The 19,045-nt window shown below is 71.5% G+C and carries 19 protein-coding genes; 13 read left to right on the forward strand and 6 right to left on the reverse strand.

What is annotated here, in order from left to right:
- Positions 1–8 precede the first annotated feature (8 nt).
- Entirely contained in the window at positions 9–803 is a 795-nt protein-coding gene (locus ABCS02_RS12945) for an IclR family transcriptional regulator (protein ID WP_345836050.1), read from the reverse strand.
- Positions 804–926: 123 nt separating this feature from the next.
- On the opposite strand from ABCS02_RS12945, the gene ABCS02_RS12950 reads away from it, so the two are divergent.
- The 7 genes from ABCS02_RS12950 to ABCS02_RS12980 are packed head-to-tail and all read left to right on the forward strand — an operon-like array spanning position 927 to position 7,762.
- Positions 927–2,111 (forward strand): lipid-transfer protein, encoded by a 1,185-nt coding sequence (locus ABCS02_RS12950; RefSeq protein WP_345836051.1) that lies wholly within the window; start codon positions 927–929, stop codon positions 2,109–2,111.
- Position 2,112: 1 nt separating this feature from the next.
- Positions 2,113–2,568, forward strand: coding sequence for a MaoC family dehydratase N-terminal domain-containing protein (locus ABCS02_RS12955; protein ID WP_345836052.1), 456 nt, complete (start codon positions 2,113–2,115; stop codon positions 2,566–2,568).
- On the forward strand, positions 2,565–2,948 hold the full coding sequence (locus tag ABCS02_RS12960; protein WP_345836053.1) for a MaoC/PaaZ C-terminal domain-containing protein: 384 nt from the start codon (positions 2,565–2,567) through the stop codon (positions 2,946–2,948). The genes ABCS02_RS12955 and ABCS02_RS12960 overlap by 4 nt, the downstream gene beginning before the upstream one ends.
- Before the next feature lie 15 nt (positions 2,949–2,963).
- A complete protein-coding gene (locus ABCS02_RS12965) occupies positions 2,964–3,767 on the forward strand; it encodes an SDR family oxidoreductase (protein ID WP_345836054.1) in 804 nt (267 codons plus the stop codon).
- Between the two features lie 31 nt (positions 3,768–3,798).
- Positions 3,799–4,950, forward strand: coding sequence for an acyl-CoA dehydrogenase family protein (locus tag ABCS02_RS12970; protein ID WP_345836055.1), 1,152 nt, complete (start codon positions 3,799–3,801; stop codon positions 4,948–4,950).
- Between the two features lie 14 nt (positions 4,951–4,964).
- Complete coding sequence (locus ABCS02_RS12975; protein ID WP_345836056.1) at positions 4,965–6,542, forward strand: AMP-binding protein; 1,578 nt, start codon at positions 4,965–4,967, stop codon at positions 6,540–6,542.
- The gene (locus ABCS02_RS12980) at positions 6,539–7,762 is read left to right on the forward strand and encodes a TetR/AcrR family transcriptional regulator (RefSeq protein ID WP_345836057.1); all 1,224 of its coding nucleotides are present in this window, start codon (positions 6,539–6,541) and stop codon (positions 7,760–7,762) included. The genes ABCS02_RS12975 and ABCS02_RS12980 overlap by 4 nt, the downstream gene beginning before the upstream one ends.
- Here ABCS02_RS12980 and ABCS02_RS12985 read toward each other — a convergent pair.
- Together ABCS02_RS12985 and ABCS02_RS12990 are read right to left on the reverse strand one after the other, a co-directional pair.
- On the reverse strand, positions 7,750–9,255 hold the full coding sequence (locus ABCS02_RS12985) for a class I adenylate-forming enzyme family protein (protein ID WP_345836058.1): 1,506 nt from the start codon (positions 9,253–9,255) through the stop codon (positions 7,750–7,752). The genes ABCS02_RS12980 and ABCS02_RS12985 overlap by 13 nt on opposite strands.
- A gap of 38 nt (positions 9,256–9,293) precedes the next feature.
- Complete coding sequence (locus ABCS02_RS12990) at positions 9,294–9,590, reverse strand: hypothetical protein (protein ID WP_345836059.1); 297 nt, start codon at positions 9,588–9,590, stop codon at positions 9,294–9,296.
- A gap of 158 nt (positions 9,591–9,748) precedes the next feature.
- Here ABCS02_RS12990 and ABCS02_RS12995 point away from each other — a divergent pair, with 158 nt between their 5' ends.
- The 3 genes from ABCS02_RS12995 to ABCS02_RS13005 are packed head-to-tail and all read left to right on the forward strand — an operon-like array spanning position 9,749 to position 12,956.
- Positions 9,749–10,549: an SDR family oxidoreductase gene (locus tag ABCS02_RS12995; RefSeq protein WP_345836060.1), complete on the forward strand. Its 801-nt coding sequence runs from the start codon at positions 9,749–9,751 to the stop codon at positions 10,547–10,549.
- Positions 10,550–10,560: 11 nt separating this feature from the next.
- Positions 10,561–11,544, forward strand: coding sequence for an MDR family oxidoreductase (locus tag ABCS02_RS13000; protein ID WP_345836061.1), 984 nt, complete (start codon positions 10,561–10,563; stop codon positions 11,542–11,544).
- Complete coding sequence (locus ABCS02_RS13005) at positions 11,541–12,956, forward strand: aldehyde dehydrogenase family protein (RefSeq protein WP_345836062.1); 1,416 nt, start codon at positions 11,541–11,543, stop codon at positions 12,954–12,956. The genes ABCS02_RS13000 and ABCS02_RS13005 overlap by 4 nt, the downstream gene beginning before the upstream one ends.
- A gap of 131 nt (positions 12,957–13,087) precedes the next feature.
- Here the strand turns inward: ABCS02_RS13005 and ABCS02_RS13010 are convergent, their stop codons facing one another.
- The 3 genes from ABCS02_RS13010 to ABCS02_RS13020 are packed head-to-tail and all read right to left on the reverse strand — an operon-like array spanning position 13,088 to position 16,085.
- Positions 13,088–13,960: a polysaccharide deacetylase family protein gene (locus ABCS02_RS13010; RefSeq protein ID WP_345836063.1), complete on the reverse strand. Its 873-nt coding sequence runs from the start codon at positions 13,958–13,960 to the stop codon at positions 13,088–13,090.
- 2 nt (positions 13,961–13,962) lie between these two features.
- On the reverse strand, positions 13,963–14,730 hold the full coding sequence (locus ABCS02_RS13015; protein ID WP_345836064.1) for an MmgE/PrpD family protein: 768 nt from the start codon (positions 14,728–14,730) through the stop codon (positions 13,963–13,965).
- A complete protein-coding gene (locus ABCS02_RS13020) occupies positions 14,727–16,085 on the reverse strand; it encodes an MmgE/PrpD family protein (protein ID WP_345836065.1) in 1,359 nt (452 codons plus the stop codon). The genes ABCS02_RS13015 and ABCS02_RS13020 overlap by 4 nt, the downstream gene beginning before the upstream one ends.
- Positions 16,086–16,253: 168 nt before the next feature.
- Between ABCS02_RS13020 and ABCS02_RS13025 the strand changes: the two genes are divergently transcribed.
- The 3 genes from ABCS02_RS13025 (at position 16,254) to ABCS02_RS13035 (ending at position 19,033) form a co-directional block, all read left to right on the forward strand.
- Entirely contained in the window at positions 16,254–16,919 is a 666-nt protein-coding gene (locus ABCS02_RS13025) for an isochorismatase family cysteine hydrolase (protein ID WP_345836066.1), read from the forward strand.
- A gap of 70 nt (positions 16,920–16,989) precedes the next feature.
- On the forward strand, positions 16,990–17,805 hold the full coding sequence (locus tag ABCS02_RS13030; RefSeq protein ID WP_345836067.1) for an enoyl-CoA hydratase/isomerase family protein: 816 nt from the start codon (positions 16,990–16,992) through the stop codon (positions 17,803–17,805).
- Positions 17,806–17,842: 37 nt separating this feature from the next.
- On the forward strand, positions 17,843–19,033 hold the full coding sequence (locus ABCS02_RS13035) for an acyl-CoA dehydrogenase family protein (protein ID WP_345836068.1): 1,191 nt from the start codon (positions 17,843–17,845) through the stop codon (positions 19,031–19,033).
- Positions 19,034–19,045: the final 12 nt, after the last annotated feature.

Genomic DNA, 19,045 nt, shown 5'->3' on the forward strand with positions numbered 1-19,045 from the left:
AAGCGGCCTCAGAAGCGTCCCTGGCGGGCGGCTCCGAGGGTCAGCGCCCGTGCGATGCGCACCGTCGCGGTGCGGAGCGGGAGCTGGATGGAGGCGGGCGCGACGCGGTCGACGCCCGCGGTGATCGAGATCGCGCCGATGAGCCCGATCGACGGGTCCAGGATCGGCGCGGCGATCACATACGTGTCCCCGCGGGGGGCGCGCTCCTGTGCGTACGCGATCCCCGTGGACTCGATGCGCTCCAGCTCGGTGCGGAGGCTCTCCGAGCTCGCGACGCTGTTCTTCATCGCGCGGGACAGGGCCTCGGGGTGCCCGTAGTCGCGGTTGAGGTGGGCCAGCATGACCTTGCCGATGGGGCCGCGGTTCAGGGGGACGCGCGCGCCGATCGCGGGTGTCGACTTCGCGCAGAAGTGTCCGTAGAGCTTCTCCACGTACAGCGCGTCGCCGCGGTCGGGGACCGCGAGGTGCACGATCCCGTGCGTGAGCTCGTAGAGGTCCTGGAGATGGGGCAGCGCGACGTCGCGCAGCAGCCGGTTGCCCGCGAACGTGGACAGCTCCACGAGCTTCGACCCGAGCATGTAGAGGTTGCCGTCGCGGCTCAGCATCCCCCACTGCACCAGCACGCCCAGCAGCCGGTGCGCCGTCGACTTCGCGATGCCCGCTCGCCGGGCCAGCTGCGACACGCCCATGACGTCGTGATCGGCGTCGAACGCGTCCAGCAGCGCGAGCACCTTGTCCGCCGAGCTCAGCCCTGCGGGGATGTCGAGCTGCGGGATCCGCTCGTCGATCGTGCTGAGAGCCATCGTTCCTCCAACCACACGAATTGACTTCCCATTTCCGACATGTTGACACACCAATCCCCGTGATGCCAGTATCTGGGCAGGAAAATCAAATCTTGATTCGCCTCAGGTGGAGGAGCAGTGGCAATGAAGGGCAAGGCGTACGTCGGCGGTGTCGGGATGATCCCGTTCACCAAGCCCGGGCGCAGCGAGACGTACGACGTGATGGCCGAGCAGGCCGTCCGCGCCGCGCTGGCGGACAGCGGCGTGACGTTCGATCAGGTGCAGCAGGCCTACGCCGGGCACGTGTACGGCGACTCGACGTGCGGGCAGCGCGGGCTCTACCGCGTGGGCATGTCGGGCATCCCGGTCGTCAACGTCAACAACAACTGCGCGACCGGATCGTCCGCGCTCTGGCTCGCCCGGCAGGCCGTGGAGAGCGGCGCGGTCGACTGCGCGCTCGCGTTCGGGTTCGAGCAGATGGTCCCGGGTCCCCTGCCCAGCAAGTGGGACGATCGCCCCCGCGCGCTCGGCCGGTTCAACGACGTGCTCGCCGACCTCGGCGTCGTCGACGAGAACGCCCCCAAGGCGGCGCTCTTCTTCGGGGCCGCCGGCGCCGCGTACGCCGAGAAGTACGACGTCTCGCCGGACTTCTTCGCCCGCGTCTCCGTGAAGGCCCGTAAACACGCCGCGCAGAACCCGTACGCGGTGTTCCGCGACCTCGTCACGTACGAGCAGGTGCTCGAATCCCCCCGGCTCTACGGCCCGGTGACCCGCCTGCAGGCATGTCCCCCCACGTGCGGCGCGGCGGCGGCCATCGTCTACAGCGAGGCGTTCGCGAAGCGCCACGGGCTGCGCACGGACGTGCGGATCGCCGCGCAGGCGCTGACCACGGACTACCCGGACACCTTCGACCACGACCCGCTCGACCTCGTCGGTCGCGAGCTCACGGTCACCGCAGCCCAGCGGGTCTATGAGGAGGCCGGCGTCAGCCCGTCCGACATCCGCGTCGTCGAACTCCACGACTGCTTCACGGTCAACGAGGTCCTCGTCGCCGAGCAGCTCGGCCTCACCCCCGAGGGCGGCAGCGAGAAGTTCATCCTCGAGGGCGACAACACGTACGGCGGCAAGGTCGTGATCAACCCGAGCGGCGGCCTGCTGTCGAAGGGCCACCCGCTCGGGGCCACGGGTCTCGCGCAGTGCACCGAGCTGGTGTGGCAGCTGCGCGGCCAGGCCGACGCGCGCCAGGTCGACGACGTCACGCTCGCGCTGCAGCACAACCTCGGGCTCGGCGGCGCGTGCGTCGTCACGCTCTACGAGAAGGTCGCCTGACGTGACTCTGGACACCGCGGCGATCGGGACCCGGTTTCCGTCGCACACCGTCGAGGTGGAGCGGGGCCGGCTGCGCTTCTTCGCGAAGGCGACCGGCCAGACCGATCCGGTCTACACGGACCTCGACGCCGCGCGGGCCGCGGGCCACCCCGACCTGGTCGTCCCGCTGACGTTCCTCTTCTGCCTGAACATGGAGCGGCCGGACGGATCGACGCAGCTGGAAGGCCTCGGCATCGATCCGCGCAGCATCCTCCACGGCGAACAGGCCTTCGACTACGACGCGCTGGCGTACGCCGGCGACGCGCTCACGTTCACGACGGAGATCAGCGACGTCTACAGCAAGAAGAACGGTCAGCTCGACTTCGTCGAGCGGATCACCGAGGTCACGCGGGGCGGCGAGCGGATCGCCCGGCTCACGGCGACGATCGTCGTGCCGAACCGGGGGCAGGCGGCATGAAGGCCGGCGACGTGCTGCCCGCGATCACGATCGATCCCATCTCGCGGAAGACGCTGGCGCTCTACGCGGGCGCGTCCGGCGACCACAATCCAATGCACATCGATCTCGACGAGGCTCGGGCGTTCGGGTTCGACGACGTCTTCGTCCACGGGATGCTGTCGATGGCGTACCTCGGCCGCGTGCTCACGGACCGCTTCCCGCAGGACCGCATCCGCTCGTTCTCGGTCCGCTTCACATCCATCACCCCCGTGCACGGCCAGCCGACATGCGTCGCCCGCGTCACGGAGGTGGCCGACGGGCTCGCTCGGCTCGAGCTCGAAAGCACCCTTCCCGACGGCACCGTCACCCTCCGGGGCACGGCTGTCGTCGCCACCGAATAGAGAGGTACATCAGCAATGGGAAATCTTGACGGCCGCGTCGCCATCGTCAGCGGCTCCGGACGCGGAATCGGGCGGGAGATCGCCCTCAAGCTCGCCCGGGAGGGCGCGAAGGTCGTCGTCAACGACCTCGACCCGGAGCCGGCCGCGGAGACCGTGCGCGACATCGAGGTCGCGGGCGGCGCGGCGGTCGCGTGCGCGGGCAGCGTCACGGCCGACGGGTTCGCGGAGCGTTTCGTGCAGACGGCCGTGGATGCCTTCGGCGGGCTGGACATCGTCGTCAACAACGCCGGCTACACGTGGGACTCCGTCATCCAGAAGATGACGGACGAGCAGTGGGACGCGATCCTCGACGTGCACCTCAAGGCGCCGTTCCAGATCATGCGGGCCGCCCTTCCGGTCCTCAAGGCGAACCCGGTGGACTACAACCGCAAGGTCGTCAACATCAGCTCCGTCTCGGGCGTCTTCGGCAACTCCGGTCAGGCGAACTACGCCGCGGCGAAGTCCGGCGTGGTGGGTCTCACGAAGGCGATGGCGAAGGAGTGGGGCCGGTACCGGGTCAACGTCAACGCTGTCGCGTTCGGATTCATCCTCACGCGCATGACCGAGGTGACGGCGGAGGACGAGGCGTTCGTCGAGATCGAGGGACGCAAGATCAAGGTCGGCGTGCGGCCCGAGGTCCTCGCCAACGCGTCCAAGGTCATCCCGCTCGGCCGGCCCGGTACGCCGTCGGAGGCCGCGGGCGCCGTGTACCTGCTGACCACCCCCGAGTCGGACTACATCAGCGGACAGTGCCTCGTCTGCGACGCGGCCCGGCACTGAGCGTTCCCTCGATCCGCGAAAGGGCCGTCCGGTGAAGCGCACCATCTACGACGCCGACCACGAGGCGTTCCGGGCCACGATCCGGGACTTCATCGCGAGCGAGGTCGTCCCCGACTTCCCGCAGTGGGAGAAGGACCGGCAGGCCCCGCGCGAGTTCTTCCGAAAGCTCGGCGAGCTCGGCGTGCTCGGCTTCGGCATCCCGGAGGAGTACGGCGGCGCGGGTGAGGCCAGCTTCAAGTACATGGCGGTCATCATCGAGGAGACCAACCGGGCGGGGGTGACGTTCGGGCACTTCAACGTCAACACAGGCGTCGTGCTGCCCTACCTCCTCCGGCTCGCGAACGAGGAGCAGCGTCAGCGGTGGCTCCCGGGCCTGGCTTCCGGGGACCTGCTGCTGGCGATCGCGATGACGGAGCCGGGGACCGGATCGGACCTCGCCGGCATCCGCACGAGCGCCCGCCGCGACGGCGACCACTACGTGCTGAACGGCACCAAGACGTTCATCACCGGCGGGGTCAACTCCGAGCTCGTCGTCGTCGTGTGCCGCACGTCGCCGCCCGAGCCCGGCGACCGCCGCGCGGGGCTGTCGCTCCTCGTGGTGGAGCAAGGCACCCCCGGGTTCGACGTGGGCCGCAAGCTCGACAAGATCGGGCAGAAGAGCCTGGAGGCCGTCGAGCTCTCCTTCGCCGACGTCCGCGTGCCGGTGGCGAACCTGCTGGGCGAGGAGGGGAAGGCGTTCGGATACCTCTCGGCGAACCTTCCCCGGGAGCGGCTCACGATCGGGGTCGGGGCGACCGCGGCGGCACAGACCGCGATCGACATCACGACCGCGTACGTGAAGGATCGCCAGCTGTTCGGCAAGCACCTCGCCGACTTCCAGAACACGAAGTTCGAGCTCGCGGCGTGCGCCGCCGAGGTCGAGGCGGCGTGGGCGATGGTCGATCGCGGCATCGAGCTCGACGACTCGGGCGAGCTCGGCGCGGCGGACGCCGCGAAGATCAAGCTCTTCTGCACCGAGACGGCCGGCCGGGTGATTGACCGCTGTCTCCAGCTGTTCGGGGGCTACGGCTACATCCTCGAGTACCAGATCGCCCGCCTGTACACCGACATCCGCGTGCAGCGGATCTTCGGCGGCACCAGCGAGGTGATGAAGACGATCATCGCCAAGTCGCTCGGCCTGTAACCGGAAGGGGCACCGTGTCTGCAGAGGACTCGCGACCGCGGACGACGCTGGAGTATCCCGCGGCCGGCGTCGACGCGATCCTCGCCGGCGCGGCGCGAGCCTGGCCGGATCGCGTGGCCCTGCGAGAGGGCGACCGCGAGCTGACGTACGGGATGCTGCACGAGCGCTCCCTGCGCGTCGCGGCCGGGCTCCGTGCGCGCGGGGTGACGGACGGCGACGTGGTCGCGATCCGGATGCCGAACTCGGTCGAGTTCGTCGTCGCCTACTTCGGGATCCTGGCGGCGGGCGCCACGGTCACGGCCGTGAGCCCGGCCCAGCCCGAGGACGCGCTCGCGCGGATGCTGGCGGAGGTGGGCGCCTCCCTCCTCCTGACCGACGGAGCCGCGGGGTCCCTCCTCGACGAGCTCGCCGCGCACGATCCCCTGCCGCAGGGCCGCGGCCGCCCCGATGGGGTCGCGCATCTCCAGTTCACGGGCGGCACCACCGGCCACCCGAAGGCCGTGCGGGTGCTGCATCGCAACGTGGTCGGCAACATCGTGCAGGTCGTCGACCGTCGCGCCGCGGTGCGGGTCCGCGCGGACGGGGCGGGCGGACTCGCCCTCGTCCCCGCCGGGCCGCCCACGCCGCACCACCTGCGACCGGGCGAGGGGGTCACGGTCGCCGTTGCGCCGTTCTTCCACGTCCTCGGCATCGTGAACCTCGACATCAGCCTCCTGCTCGGCGCCACCGTGGTGCTCGGCGGGCGGTTCGATCCCGCGCGGCTGCTGGCCGAGGTCGAGCGCTTCGGGGTCACGCATCTGAACGGGACCCCGGCGATGTACCACGCGCTGCTGCGCAGCCCCGCGCTGCGCGCGCACGACCTGTCGTCGGTGCGACAGCTCACGTCCGGCGGCGCCGCGCTCGCCCCGGCCGTCCTCGACGGCCTGCGTGAGGCGTTCACCGGGGCGTGGATCGCGGAGGGATACGGCCTGAGCGAGGCCACGAGCGCGGTGACGAGCGTCCCGATCGGCGCCGATCGGCGGCACGCCGCGGGGACCGTCGGGATCCCGCTCGCGGACACCTTGGTGGAGATCCGCTCGCCGGAAACCGGGATTCCGGAGCCTCCGGGCGGGACCGGCGAGCTCTGGGCGCGCGGCCCGCAGATCGCCGACGGCTATCATCGGGAACCGGAGCTCACCGCGGACCACTTCCGTGACGGCTGGCTGCGTACCGGTGATCTCGCCCACGTCGACGACCGCGGATACGTCCATCTCGTCGGGCGCCTGAAGGAAATGCTGATCTACAAGGGATACAACGTGTACCCACGTCCTCTCGAAGAGTTGCTCAGCGCCCACCCCGCCGTCGCGGAGGCGGTCGTGCTCGGTGCCCCGGATCCGTCGGTCGGGGAGATCCCGGTGGCCTTCGTCGTGCTGGCGCCGGGGTTCCGGTCGAGCCGCGCGCTGACCGACGACATCCTCGGCTCCGTCGCCCGGAGCGTCGTCTCGTACCAGAAGGTGCGCGAGCTGCACGTGGTCGACGTCCTCCCGCTCAGCCCGGCCGGCAAGGTCGACCGAAGGGCGCTGCGAGACCGGCTGCGGGAGGGGGTCCGATGACGACCGCGACGAGCACCACGCGCCCGAAGGACCGCAAGCAGCAGATCGCCCGCGCGGCGTCGCTGCTGTTCCAGAACCGCGGATACCACGCCGTGTCGATGGCCGACATCGCCGCGGAGGTGGGGATCACGTCGGGTGCGCTGTACTGGCACTTCGGCAGCAAGGAGGAGCTCCTCTTCCACTCCGTCGTCGTGGGTCTCGACCGGCTGGACGAGCTCATGGCGAGCGCGACCGATCTCGACGACTACCTCCGCGCGTCCGGAGAGCTCGCGCTCCACCGGCGCGGGCTGGCGTCGCTGTGGCTGCGCGAGGCCCGGCATCTCCCCGACGATCGCCGGCTGGTGCTGCGTCGTCGCCTCGTCACGATCGCGGAGCAGCTCGTGTCGCTGCTCCGTCCGGAGCGCCCCGACCTCTCCGAGGAGGATGCCGAGTTCCTCGTCTGGACCCTTCTTGCCGTCTTCGCGAGCTTCGGCGTGCACCGCATCACGCTGTCGCAGGCGGACTACCTCGAGGTCCACTTCGATCTCGCGCGGGTGGTCGTGGACTGCCGGCTGGAGACTCCCGCGGTGATCGCCCACGCGCCATCCGGCACCGAGCGGGTGGCTTTCGACGTGGAGCTGCCCCGGCGCGAGCGGCTGATCGCGGAGGCGACCCGCCTGTTCGGCCGCCGCGGCTTCAACTCCGTGAGCATGGCCGAGATCGGCGCGGCCGCCGGCATCACGGGCTCCACGATCTACAAGCACTTCGCGAGCAAGCAGGATCTGCTCTCGGCCGTCCTGGGCCGGGGCAACGAGCGGCTGCAGGCCGGTATGGCGCAGGCCATGGCGTCGGGCGCGAACCCGGCCGAGGTGCTGGAGGAGCTCCTGGTCTCGCAGGTGGATTTCGCGCTGTCGCAGCGGCACCTGCTCGAGATCCTCATCAGCGAGCGTGCGGAGCTGCCGGAGAAGCAGCGCCGCTCGATCGAGCTCGCGCAACGGCAGTACGGGGAGGTCTGGCTGAAGCTGGTCGGCGCGGTCCGGCCGGATCTGGAGGCGCCGGTCGTCAAGATCGTCACCGACACCGTCTTCTCGATCATCAACAATCTCGTGCGAACGCGGCAGGTGGCCCGTCGGCCCGACCTCCGCGACCGGATCCTCGAGGTCACGACGGCGGTCCTCGACTTCCCGCTGAGCGGCACGCTCGGCGGCGCCGAGCCGGATGGCGCGACTCAGCGCGTCTGAGGGGCGTGCCGCTCCGTCACGAGGGCGACGAGGGATCGGCGCAGGAGCTTGCCGGTGGCGCTGACCGGCAGCGACTCCACGAAGAGCACCTCGTCCGGCGTCTTCGAGCCGCGGAGGCGGCTCCGGACGTACTGCCGGAGCGCGTCGGCGTCGGCGGCGCGGCCGGGGGCCGGCACGACGAACGCCGCGATCCGCTGGCCCCACTCCTCGTCGGGGATCCCCGCCACGGCGCTGACCGCGACGTCGGGGTGCTCGTCGAGCACCGCCTCGATCTCGGACGGCGCGATGTTCTCGCCGCCCCGGATGATCGTGTCGTCTGACCGGCCCTGGACGAACAGGTAGCCGTCCTCGTCCAGGTAGCCGAGGTCGCGCGTCGGGAACCAGCCGTCGGCGTCGACCGCGCTGCCGGCCTCGACGTACTCGCCGGCGACCTGCGGGCCGCGGACGACGATGCTGCCCACGACCCCCGCCGCGCACACGGCGCCGTCCTCGTCATGGATCTCGATCTCGACGTTGGGGAGCGCGCGGCCCACGGAGCCGAGGCGCGCCCGGATCGCCGGATCGGTGCTGGCAACCGCGGTGCGATGGTCCTCCGGTCCGAGCAGCGCGATGGTCGACGCCGTCTCGGTCAGGCCGTACGCGTTGACGAAGCCGGTCCGCGGGAACAGCCGCAGCGCCTCGGTGAGCACGGGCTGGGCGATCTTCGCGCCGCCGTACGACAGCGCCCGCAGCGACGCGGGGGCGGGCCGGTCGCTCGCGGAGAGCTCGTCCACGATCCGGACGAGCATCGTCGGCACGACCATGGCGTGCGAGACACCCTGGTCCTCGACCTCGCGGAGCCATCCGTCCGCCGTGAAGTGGTCGAGGTAGACGATCCGCCGCCCCGCGTAGAGGTTGGAGAGCAGGTTCGCGACCGCGGCGATGTGGTACGGCGGGACGCTGACGATCGTCGCGTCCGTCTCGGCGGCGTCCATGAACTCGACCGAGCCGATCACGTACGACGAGAGGTGTCGATGCCGGAGCACGGCGCTCTTGGGTGCGGCCGTGGTCCCGCTCGTCATGAGCAGCACGGCGACGGCATCCGGGTCGGTGTCGGGCTCGTCCAGGAGGGCCGCTCCGTCCGCGCTGACGCGCTGGAGGAACTCCTCCGACGAGAGGGCCGCGCGGCCGCCGGCCAGGGCCGGGTCGTCCGCGATGATCAGCGGCGCCGCGCGTCGCCCCAGCACGTCGTCCAGCTGCTCGGCGCTGAGCCGGTAGTTGACCGGCAGGAATGGGATCCCCGCGTAGGCCGCCGCGAACAGCGCGACGGGGAACACGACACCGTTCTCCCCGATGTGGACGACCGTGTCCGCGTCGAGGTCTCGGGCCAGACGAGCGCCCGCCTGGGCGCGCCGCCGGAGCTCGGCCGGCGTGAGTCCGCGGGCGCGGTCGCCGAGGAGCACCCGGTCGGGCATCCCCTCGGCCATCATCTCCAGCAACGTGGTCAGGTTCACGGGCAGGCTCCTCTGCGGAAGGTCGGGTCCGTCGCGGCTCAGTCGGAGGACGGCAGCTGGCTGGTCGCCTTGACGGTCAGCGTGCGCCCGTCGATGGTGAGCGGACCGAGCCCCGCCTTCGTGCAGAGGACTTCCGCCCCGGACGCCTCGTCCGTGTAGCGCTTGCCGATCTGGATCGCCGGCCCGTCGGCCAGCTGCGGCGCATCCGCCGCCGCTCCGCCGGACGTCATCTCGACTCCGCCGCAGGCCAGTGCGCCGCTCTCCGCGCCCTTCACGACGAGCACCTCGCACGCCGAGTTCTGCGCCCGCAGCCTGCTTCCGATTGTTATCGCCACGTCTCAGGTCTCCTTTTCCGAACGATCTTCACCGAGGCTTCGCGGAGGGGAACCCCGTTGTTCCAAGGTGCAGAACGGCTCATTGATCCGCCCTCCGGGCGCCACCAGCATCAAAGCGCAGCGGCGCCACCGGCGCGTCACTTCGAGAGGACGAAAGCATGGATCTGGAACTCACCGACAAGCGCGCCCTGGTGACCGGCGGCAGCCGGGGCATCGGCAAGCAGGTGGCGCGTGCGCTGGCGGCGGAGGGCTGTGACGTCGTGATCTCGGCGCGCGGCGAGGAGGCCCTGACCGCGACGGCGGAGGAGATCGCCGCCGAGACCGGGCGGAAGGTGACCGGGATCGTGGCCGACGCGACGTCGCGCGAGTCCATCGAGGCGCTCGTCGCCGGCGCGGTCGAGACGCTCGGCGGTCTCGACATCCTCGTGAACTGCGCCGCGCCGGCCGCCGGTCAGTCCGGTCCGCCGCCGAAGCTCAAGGCCATCACCGACGACTTCTTCTGGAACGAGATCAACACCAAGGTGCTCGGCTACCTGCGCACCGCGCAGGCCGCGGCGCCGCACATGGCCGCGAACGGATGGGGCCGGATCGTCAACATCGCGGGCCTCTCCGCGCGCACGTCGATGGGCCCGGTGGGCTCGATCCGCAACGTCTCGATCGCCGCGCTCACCAAGACCCTGGCCGACGAGCTGGCCCGCAGCGGTATCAACGTGACCGCCGTCCACCCCGGCCTGACCCGCACCGAGGCGACGCCCGGGATGATCAGCCGGATCGCCCAGTTCCAGTCGATCTCGGAGGAGGACGCCGAGAAGAGCCTGGTGGGCAACTCGATCCGTCGCCTCGTGGATGCCGCGGAGGTCGCGAACGTCGTCGTCTTCCTCGCCTCGCCTCGCAGCGTCGCGATCACGGGCGACGCCGTGGCCGTCGGCGGCGGTGTGCCCGGACCCATCCACTACTGAACGGAGAGACGATGACTGCGATCTCGGCGATCGTCGCGACCGAGCCCGGGCCCGCGCAGTTGCGCGACCTCACCGAGGCGGACCTGCCGGACGGCGATGTCACCGTCGCCGTCAGCCACTCGTCCCTGAACTACAAGGACGGCCTCGCCGTCACCGGCAAGGGCAAGGTCATCCGCTCGTACCCGATGGTGTGCGGCATCGACCTCGCGGGCACCGTCGTCGAGTCGTCGTCGGACACCTGGCGGGCGGGCGACGAGGTCGTGCTCACCGGCTGGGGTCTCGGCGAGACGTGGCCGGGCGGTTACACCCAGCGCCAGCGGGTGCGGTCGGAATGGCTCGTGCGCCGGCCGGCGGGACTCACCCCCGCGCAGACCATGGCCGTCGGCACCGCGGGGCTCACCGCGATGCTCTGCGTGATCGCGCTCGAGAAGGCCGGCCTCACTCCCGACACCGACCTCGAGGTGCTCGTCACCGGCGCGGGCGGAGGCGTCGGCAGCGTCGCCGTGGCGGTCCTGGCCGGCCTCGGCTACCGCGTGGCGGCATCGACCGGACGGGCCGAGATCCACGACCACCTGCGTTCGCTCGGCGCATCCACGATCGTTGCGCGCGAGGAGCTGGCGACCGCCGGCCGTCCGCTCGACAAGGAGCGCTGGGCCGGCGCCGTCGACACCGTCGGCAGCCAGACGCTCGCCACGGCGCTCGCCCAGACCCGTTACGGCGGGTCGGTGGCCGCGTGCGGGCTGGTCGGCGGCAGCGACCTGCCGACGACCGTGCTGCCCTTCATCCTGCGCGGGGTCAGCCTGCTCGGGGTCGACTCCGTGATGTGCCCGACACCGCGTCGCGCCGAGGCCTGGGAACGGCTCGGCCGGGATCTGCCGGTGGACGTGCTCGACCGGATCACCACGATCGAACCGCTGACGCGCGTGCCGGAGCTCGCGGAGGAGATTCTCGCGGGAGCGACGCAGGGCCGCGTGGTCATCGACACCGCGCGATGACGGAGTACGCGCACCTCTACATCGACGGCGCGTGGGTGCCGGCGTCGGGGGACTTCCTCGACGTGATCGAGCCCGCGACGGAGCAGGTCGCGGCGACGATCCGCCTGGGCGACGAGGGCGACGTCGACCGGGCCGTGGCCGCGGCACGTGCGGCGCTGCCCGCCTGGAGCGCCACGCCGCTCTCCCGGCGCGTCGAGTACCTGCTCGCGCTGGCGGCGGGGATGCGCGCGGCGCGCGACGAGCTCGCGGACCTCATCGCGACCGAGATGGGCGCGCCGATCGGACTCGGACGGGCGGTGCACGTCGGCCTGCCGGCATCCGTCCTGGAGTCGCACGCCGACGTCGCCCGCGAGCTCGAGCTGGAGCGCCGGGTCGGCACGTCGATCGTGACGAAGGAGCCGCGCGGCGTGGTCGCCGCGATCACCCCGTGGAACTATCCGCTGCACCAGATCGTCGCGAAGCTCGCCCCGGCCCTCGCCGCGGGCTGCACGGTCGTGCTCAAGCCGAGCGTCGAGGCCCCGCTGTCGACGTATCGGTTCTTCCGGCTGCTGGAGGAGATCGGGCTCCCGCGCGGGGTCGTGAACCTCGTCACGGGCCGGGGTCGCGAGGTCGGCGAGGCGCTCGTCCGGCATCCGGGCGTGGACATGGTGTCATTCACCGGCTCGACCGAGGCGGGGCGGCGGATCGGCACGATCGCCGCGGACCTCGTCCGCCCGGTGACGCTGGAGCTCGGCGGCAAGTCCGCCAACGTCATCCTCGACGACGCGGACCTTCCCGCGGCGATCCAGGCCGGGGTCGCCAACGCGTTCCTCAACGCGGGTCAGACCTGCAGCGCCTGGACGCGGATGATCGTCCCCGCGAGCCGCCGCGACGAGGCCGTGGACCTCGTGCGCGCGGAGGTCGCGGCGCTCGCAGTCGGGGATCCGAAGGACCGGTCGACGCGGATCGGGCCCCTTGTCTCCGAGGCGCAGCGGGCATCCGTGCGCCGGTACATCGACGGGGCGATCGCCGACGGGCACACCCTGGTGGCCGGCGGCAGCACCGCGCCTGACGACATGCCGCGCGGGTGGTACGTCCGCCCGACGGTGTTCGCGGACGTCGACCGCGCGTCGGCGCTCGCGCAGGAGGAGGTCTTCGGACCCGTGCTCGCGATGATCAGCGCCCGCGACGAGGACGAGGCGGTCGCGATCGCCAACGACTCGGCCTTCGGCCTCGCCGGCGCGGTGTGGTCCGCGGACGAGGATCGGGCGCATCGCGTCGCCGCGCGGATGCAGACCGGGCAGATCGACGTCAACGGCGCCCGGTTCAATCCCCTCGCGCCGTTCGGGGGCTACAAGCAGTCGGGCATCGGCCGAGAGTTCGGCACGTACGGCGTGGAGGAATACCTCCAGGTCAAGTCCGTGCAGCTCTGACCCCCTCCCCACGACGGTTCGCGCCTCTCCACGAACCCACCTCCTCCTCGCGAGACCACGTGCTCACGACGCCATGAGCGGGTGCGCTCGCGAGCAAGAGGTGGGTTGGGCGGGGGTGGGGTCAGCTGGGGTCAGCGGGGGGACTGCTCCAGGAACCAGTCGCAGATCTGCTCGCCGGTCATCACGATCGTGTCGGGGCGGGCGAGGAGCAGCTCGAGCGACGCGCGGAGGTATCCGAGCCGGTGGCGCACCCCGATCAGGTGGGGATGCAGCGGCAGCGTGAGGACCATGAGCTTGTCGTCGTCCTCGGCATCCCACGTCTGCAACGTGTCGGTGACCCGCCGCAGGAGCTCCGCCGACTCGTGGTGCTCGACCGCGTAGAGGACGCTGTCGTTGAGCTCCAGCGAGTACGGGACCGCCACGAGGGGGCGCGGCGACGCGTCGAGCCACACCGGGATCTCGTCCACGACCCAGTCCGTGACGTAGTCGACCCCGAGCGCGGAGAGCACGTCCGGCGTCGCGCCGGTCTCCTGCAGTCCCGGGCCGAGCCAGCCGCGCACCTTCCGGCCGGAGAACGCCTCGATCTTCTCGAGCGTCTCGCGGATGACGGCCGGCTCGTCGTCGACGCGGTGCAGCGACCGCTGGTCGAGCCCGTGGCCGACGAGCTCCCACCCGGTCTCGAGGAGCCGGTCCGCGGCTTCCGGGTAGGAGTCGATCACGCTCGCGTTGAGGTTGACGCTGGCGGGCACGTCCATCGACTCGAGGAGACGGATGATGCGCGGCAGGCCCAGGCGCATCCCCCAGGCCGCCCAGCTGAAGTTGGGGACATCGGGCACGAAGGACGTGCCGTGCGGCGGCGGCAGGATCGAGCGCGGCATGGGTGCGTCGAAGCGCCAGTCCTCGACGTTCAGGACGACGCTGACGATGAGCCGCTTGCCGGGCGCGGGGGGGCGCAGACCGGGCGCGGCGTCCGCGAGTCGGTAGGGGACACGAGACCTGAGCACGGTCATTCCTCTCCGAGGGCCAGGGCGGTCAGCTCCCACCGGTCGCCGAGCCCGTCGACGATCGGGGTGGGATCCGCGTCCTTCGAGGTGGTGACGAGCAGCCCGCGCACGCCCTCGATCGCGGTCCTCGCCGACGTGAAACCGGCCGAGGCGAGCAGGGCTGCCTCCACGCCGTCGTAGGCGGCCTTGCCGGCGTGGTAGTCCCCCGTCATCGAATCGGCCGCGCGCAGGAGCCCCGCCGCCTCGGTCGTGGCGATGCCGAGCGCGTGGGTCGTCTGCTCGGCGCCGAGCCCCAGCAGTCGCGCGCACGCCGCGGCGGCGCCGATGCGGCCGGTCGTGCCGGTGACGTCCCAGCCGCGCTCGCGGTGCCACGCGCCGAGCGCGACGCCCACGCGCAGCGCGACCTCCGCGCCGAACCCGACGGCCTCGACGATCGCGTCCTCGGTACGGCCGAGATGCGCGCCGAGCGCGCGGGCCGCGGGCACGATCGGGGCGCCGACGTCCGCGCCGGTCGCGGGATGCGCCGGGCCGTCGCCGCCGGCGCGGGCCGCGAGCCCACCGAGGAGCGCCGCGAGGGTGACCGCGTCCGAACCGAGCGCGGCGCGGGCGATGCGGACCGCGGGCGCGTCGGCGCCGGCGGTCATTCGGGCGAGGGTCCCGGCCGTGAGGGCGCGGGCGGCGGCGAGGACGTGCGGCGGGAGCGGGTCCGTGCGGACGGCGAACTCGGCGAGTTCGACCGTCACGCCGGTGACGGATGCCGGGGCGTTCATCGTGCTCCTCCCTGCGGGCGGGCCGCGCCGGCGAGAGCGGTGACATCCGGCCGCCGGCGCAGCGCCCGCACCTCCTCGATGACCGCCTGACGGTCCACGCCCGGGGCTCGGTCGAGAAGCGCCTCGACCTTGCCGAGGGCCTCCCCGGGCGTGAGCTGGCGGTCGAGGCTGCCGCGCGAGGCGGTGACGACGACCTCCGTCACGCTCCCGTCCGTGAGCTCGGCGACGACGCGGACCGCATCGCGCCCGCGGTCGGCCTCGGGGATGAGCTCGGTCGCCTCGCGCAGCCGAGCGAGGACCGGATCGCCCGCGCGCACGTCTTCGTACGAGCCGAGCCCGACGATCGGGTCGGCGATCCCGGCCGCGAGTCCGTGGACCGCGGAGAAGCGGGCCTGCAGGCCGTCGGTGGGCGTGCGGATCCCCATGAGGTCGGGCACGAGCGGATTGCAGTGGACGCGCAGGGCGGCGACCGCGTCGGGGGTGATCCCGCGCTCCCGCAGCTCGCGGCCCGCGTCGATCAGCGGGTGCGCGACGACGCCGCAGGGGTAGGGCTTGACCGTGTTGTGGAACAGCTCCCAGTGCGTGCCGAACCGGTCGAGGACGCTCTCGGGGTCGGAGCGATCCGCGAGGACGGCGAAGTAGCCGTGCTCCCCCTCCAGCGCGTCGGCGGGACCGGTGAAGCCGTGGGCCGCGAGTCGGGCCGCGACGATGCCGTTCGCCGCCGCCTTGCCGGCGTGCAGGGGCTTGGACATCGTCCCGAACGCTTCACGCTGGCCGACGGTCGAGGAGGCGGCGATGCCGAGCGCGGAGTGCAGCTGCGGAGCGTCGAGCCCGAGCAGGAGACCCGCGGTCGCGGCTGCGCCGATCACCCCCGCCGTGCCCGTGATGTGCCATCCGGCGTCGTAGTGCGCGGGTGTCATCGCGAGGCCGACGCGCAGCTGCACCTCGCAGCCGATCGCGAAGGCGCGCAGGGCCGTCTCCCCGCTCGCGCCGGTGCTCTCCGCGATCGGCAGCATCGTGGCCAGGCCGGATGCCGACGGGTGGATCACGGTCGCGAGATGCGTGTCGTCGAAGTCGTCCAGATGGGCCGCGACGCCGATCGCCAGCGCGGCCAGCTCCGGATCGAGGCGTTCGTCGCGACCCGGGATCGACGCCGGACCGGACCGGCCGGTGAGCAGCGCCGTCGCCACGACGGCGTCGACGGCGTCGCTGCGGGCAGCCGAGGCGGCGAGGGCGATCACATTGAGCAGATGCATCTCGGCGTGGTGGGCGACGTCGTCCGGCAGCTCGCGATCGAACTGCTCCCGGACCGCGTCGGCCAGGCGGCCGGTCAGCGTCGACGGGATGGGTTCCACGGAACCTTCCTTCGGTCGTACGAGCGGGTCGGGCCCAGGCTGGCGCGTGGAGCGGCCTGCGTCGAGGGGTTGTTCCGTCCCGCAGAACCCGGACCCGCCGCGGATCGGCGCGGTGGAAGGCTGAGCGCACGGACAGGGGCTGTCCGCGATTCGACGAGGAATGAGAACGTGGCGACGATCCCACTGACGACGCTGGCCGAGAAGGTCTCGCCCGAACACTGCGCGGTGCTGGTCATCGACATGCAGAACGACTACCTCCACCCGGAGGGCAAGGCGCGCCAGGAGGGCGGGCGGGAGCTCGGCCCGATCGCCGAGATGATCCCGCGTCAGGCGGACCTGCTGCGCGCCGCGCGTGCCGCCGGCGTCCCCGTGATCTACGTGCTGAACACCACGCTGCCCGACGGGGCGAGCTCGTCCGACGTGTGGCTCGAGGCGCGGTCGCGCGCACGATATTCCGGAACCGACATGTGCCTGGAGGGCACCTGGGGTCAGGAGGTGATCACCGAGGTCGCGCCCGAGCCGGGCGACCTGGAGGTCCGCAAGTACCGGTACAGCGGATTCGTCGGCACCGACCTCGAGCTCGTGCTCCGCAGTCTCGGCCGGCGCTCCGTGCTGTGCGTCGGGACGTCGACGAACGTCTGCGTCGAGGCGACCGCCCGCGACGCGTTCCACCGGGAGTTCTACGTCACGTATGCCGCCGACGCGTGCGCCTCGTGGGACATGACGCTCCACGACGCGGCGCTGAAGACCGCCGAGACGCGGTACGCGACCGTCGCGACCGTGCGCGAGATCGAGGAGCAGTGGCTCGTTCCGGCGCGCGGAACGGGCCATTGACCGGCCTCTGACCCCGTCGAAAAGTGGGCTCGTCACCGATGTCGAGCCCCTGCCGAAAGGAAGGTCCTGCATGAGCAGCCCCTACGAGACGATCACCTACGTGGTCGAGGATCACGTCGCCGTCCTCACGCTCAACCGGCCGGCGAAGCTCAACGCGATGAGCACCGAGCTGATGGCCGAGCTCCGGGACTGCTTCGCCGAGATCAACGCCGACACCGACGTGCGGGTCCTCGTCATCACGGGTGCCGGCGAGAAGGCGTTCTCGACCGGTTTCGACCTCGACCTCGGCGAGACGGACCCGGCGAGCCCCGAGTACGCGGCCTATATCAAGGGCAACTTCGACACCCTCATGCAGCTGTGGAACCTCCGCGTGCCGTCGGTCGCCGCCGTCAACGGATACGCGCTCGCCGCGGGATCGACCCTCGCGCTGACCTGCGACATCACGGTGGCCGCCGAGCACGCCCAGTTCGGAGAGCCCGAGATCCGGCACTACGCCCTCTCGCCGATGCTGCCGATGCTGTACTTCAGCGGCAACCCGCGCATGGCGCACTACCTGTATTACACGGGCGACATGTTCACCGCGCAGGAGGCGAAGGAGTACGGCATCATCGCGAAGGCCGTGCCGAGCGAGTCGCTGATGGACGAGGCGCTGCGGATCGCGCGCCGCATCAGCATGGTCGCGCCCTACTCCGTGCAGCTGACCAAGGACAGCATCCGCAACACCTACGAGAACATGGGCTTCTCGCGGGCCATGAACTACCACCGCCTCGCCGACACGCTGTCGCTGACCGCGCACGGCATCCCCGAGAAGGACGAGCTGCGCGAAGCGCGCCGCGCCGACGTGCGCACCTTCCTCCAGATGCGCGACGGCCCCTTCCGGGCCTGAGACGACGAGCAGCCACGACGACCGGAGGTCCTCCCGCATGACGACGCCCATCGAACCGATGCCGAGCACCCTGAGCTCGTTCGACGACCCCGGGGTCGAGGAGTTCGTCGCCACCGTCCGGGAGCGGCTCGCGGCGGCCATCCCGGAGGGCTGGGCGGAGGCCAAGCACCTCCTGGAGTTCCACCCGCGCGCGCTGGAGGTCCGCAAGGAGTGGGACCGCAATCGCACCGCCGCGGGGTTCGGCGCCATCTCCTGGCCGCGCGAATACGGCGGCAACGGGTTCAGCCCCGTCGAGCAGGTGCTGTTCAACGAGACCTGGGGCGAGCTCGAGGCGCCGCAGCCGTTCAACCTCGTGGGCTACTTCCTCGCGGGCCGCGCGATCTCCGGCTGGGGGACGCCGGAGCAGAAGGAGCGCTTCCTGCCGCGGATCCTCAGCGGCGAGGACCTCTGGTGCGAGGGCTTCTCCGAGCCGGCCGCCGGCTCGGACATGGCGGGCATCCAGACGCGCGCCACGAAGACCGCGAACGGATGGCGCATCCAGGGCCAGAAGATCTGGACCACGTACTCGCCGTACGCCGATCGCATGTACTGCCTCACCCGGTCCTCCGAGACCGCGCCGAAGCGCCACAACCTGAGCGTGTTCCTCCTCGACATGCACAATCCCGGCGTCGAGGTCCAGGCGATCAAGGACATCAACGGGCTGTCCGAGTTCGGCCAGGTGTTCATCGACGCCGAGGTCGACGAGGCCGACATGCTCGGCGCGGAAGGCGACGGCTGGAAGCTGTCGTCGCTCGTCGGCGCGAACCGGCAGAAGGCCGCGTTCGGGGCGATGGATGCCGTGTCCACGCGGGCGGCCGAGATGGGGGCGTGGGCGCGGGCGCTCTCGCACTGCTTCGACGCGGCCAAGCCCGGCATCCGCGAGCTGCGGCGGGCGCGCTACGAGGAGATCATGCTCCGGGCCCGCGCGTATCGGTGGCAGATCCGCCGCGGGGTCTCGCTGGCGCTCGCCGACCGCGACCCGATGCCGACGATGGCGACCCTCAAGCTCTACTCGACCCAGCTCGCCCAGGACCTCACCGAACTGGCCGTGGACCTCGGCTGCGAGGAGCACGCGGAGTACTGGCGCAGCCGCCACATCGAGTTCCGCAAGCTGACGATCGCGGGCGGACCCAGCGAGATCCACCGCAACATCATCGCCAACCGGGTGCTCGGACTGGGCCCCCGATGAACCCGAGGACGG

Source organism: Microbacterium sp. X-17 (assembly GCF_039615055.1).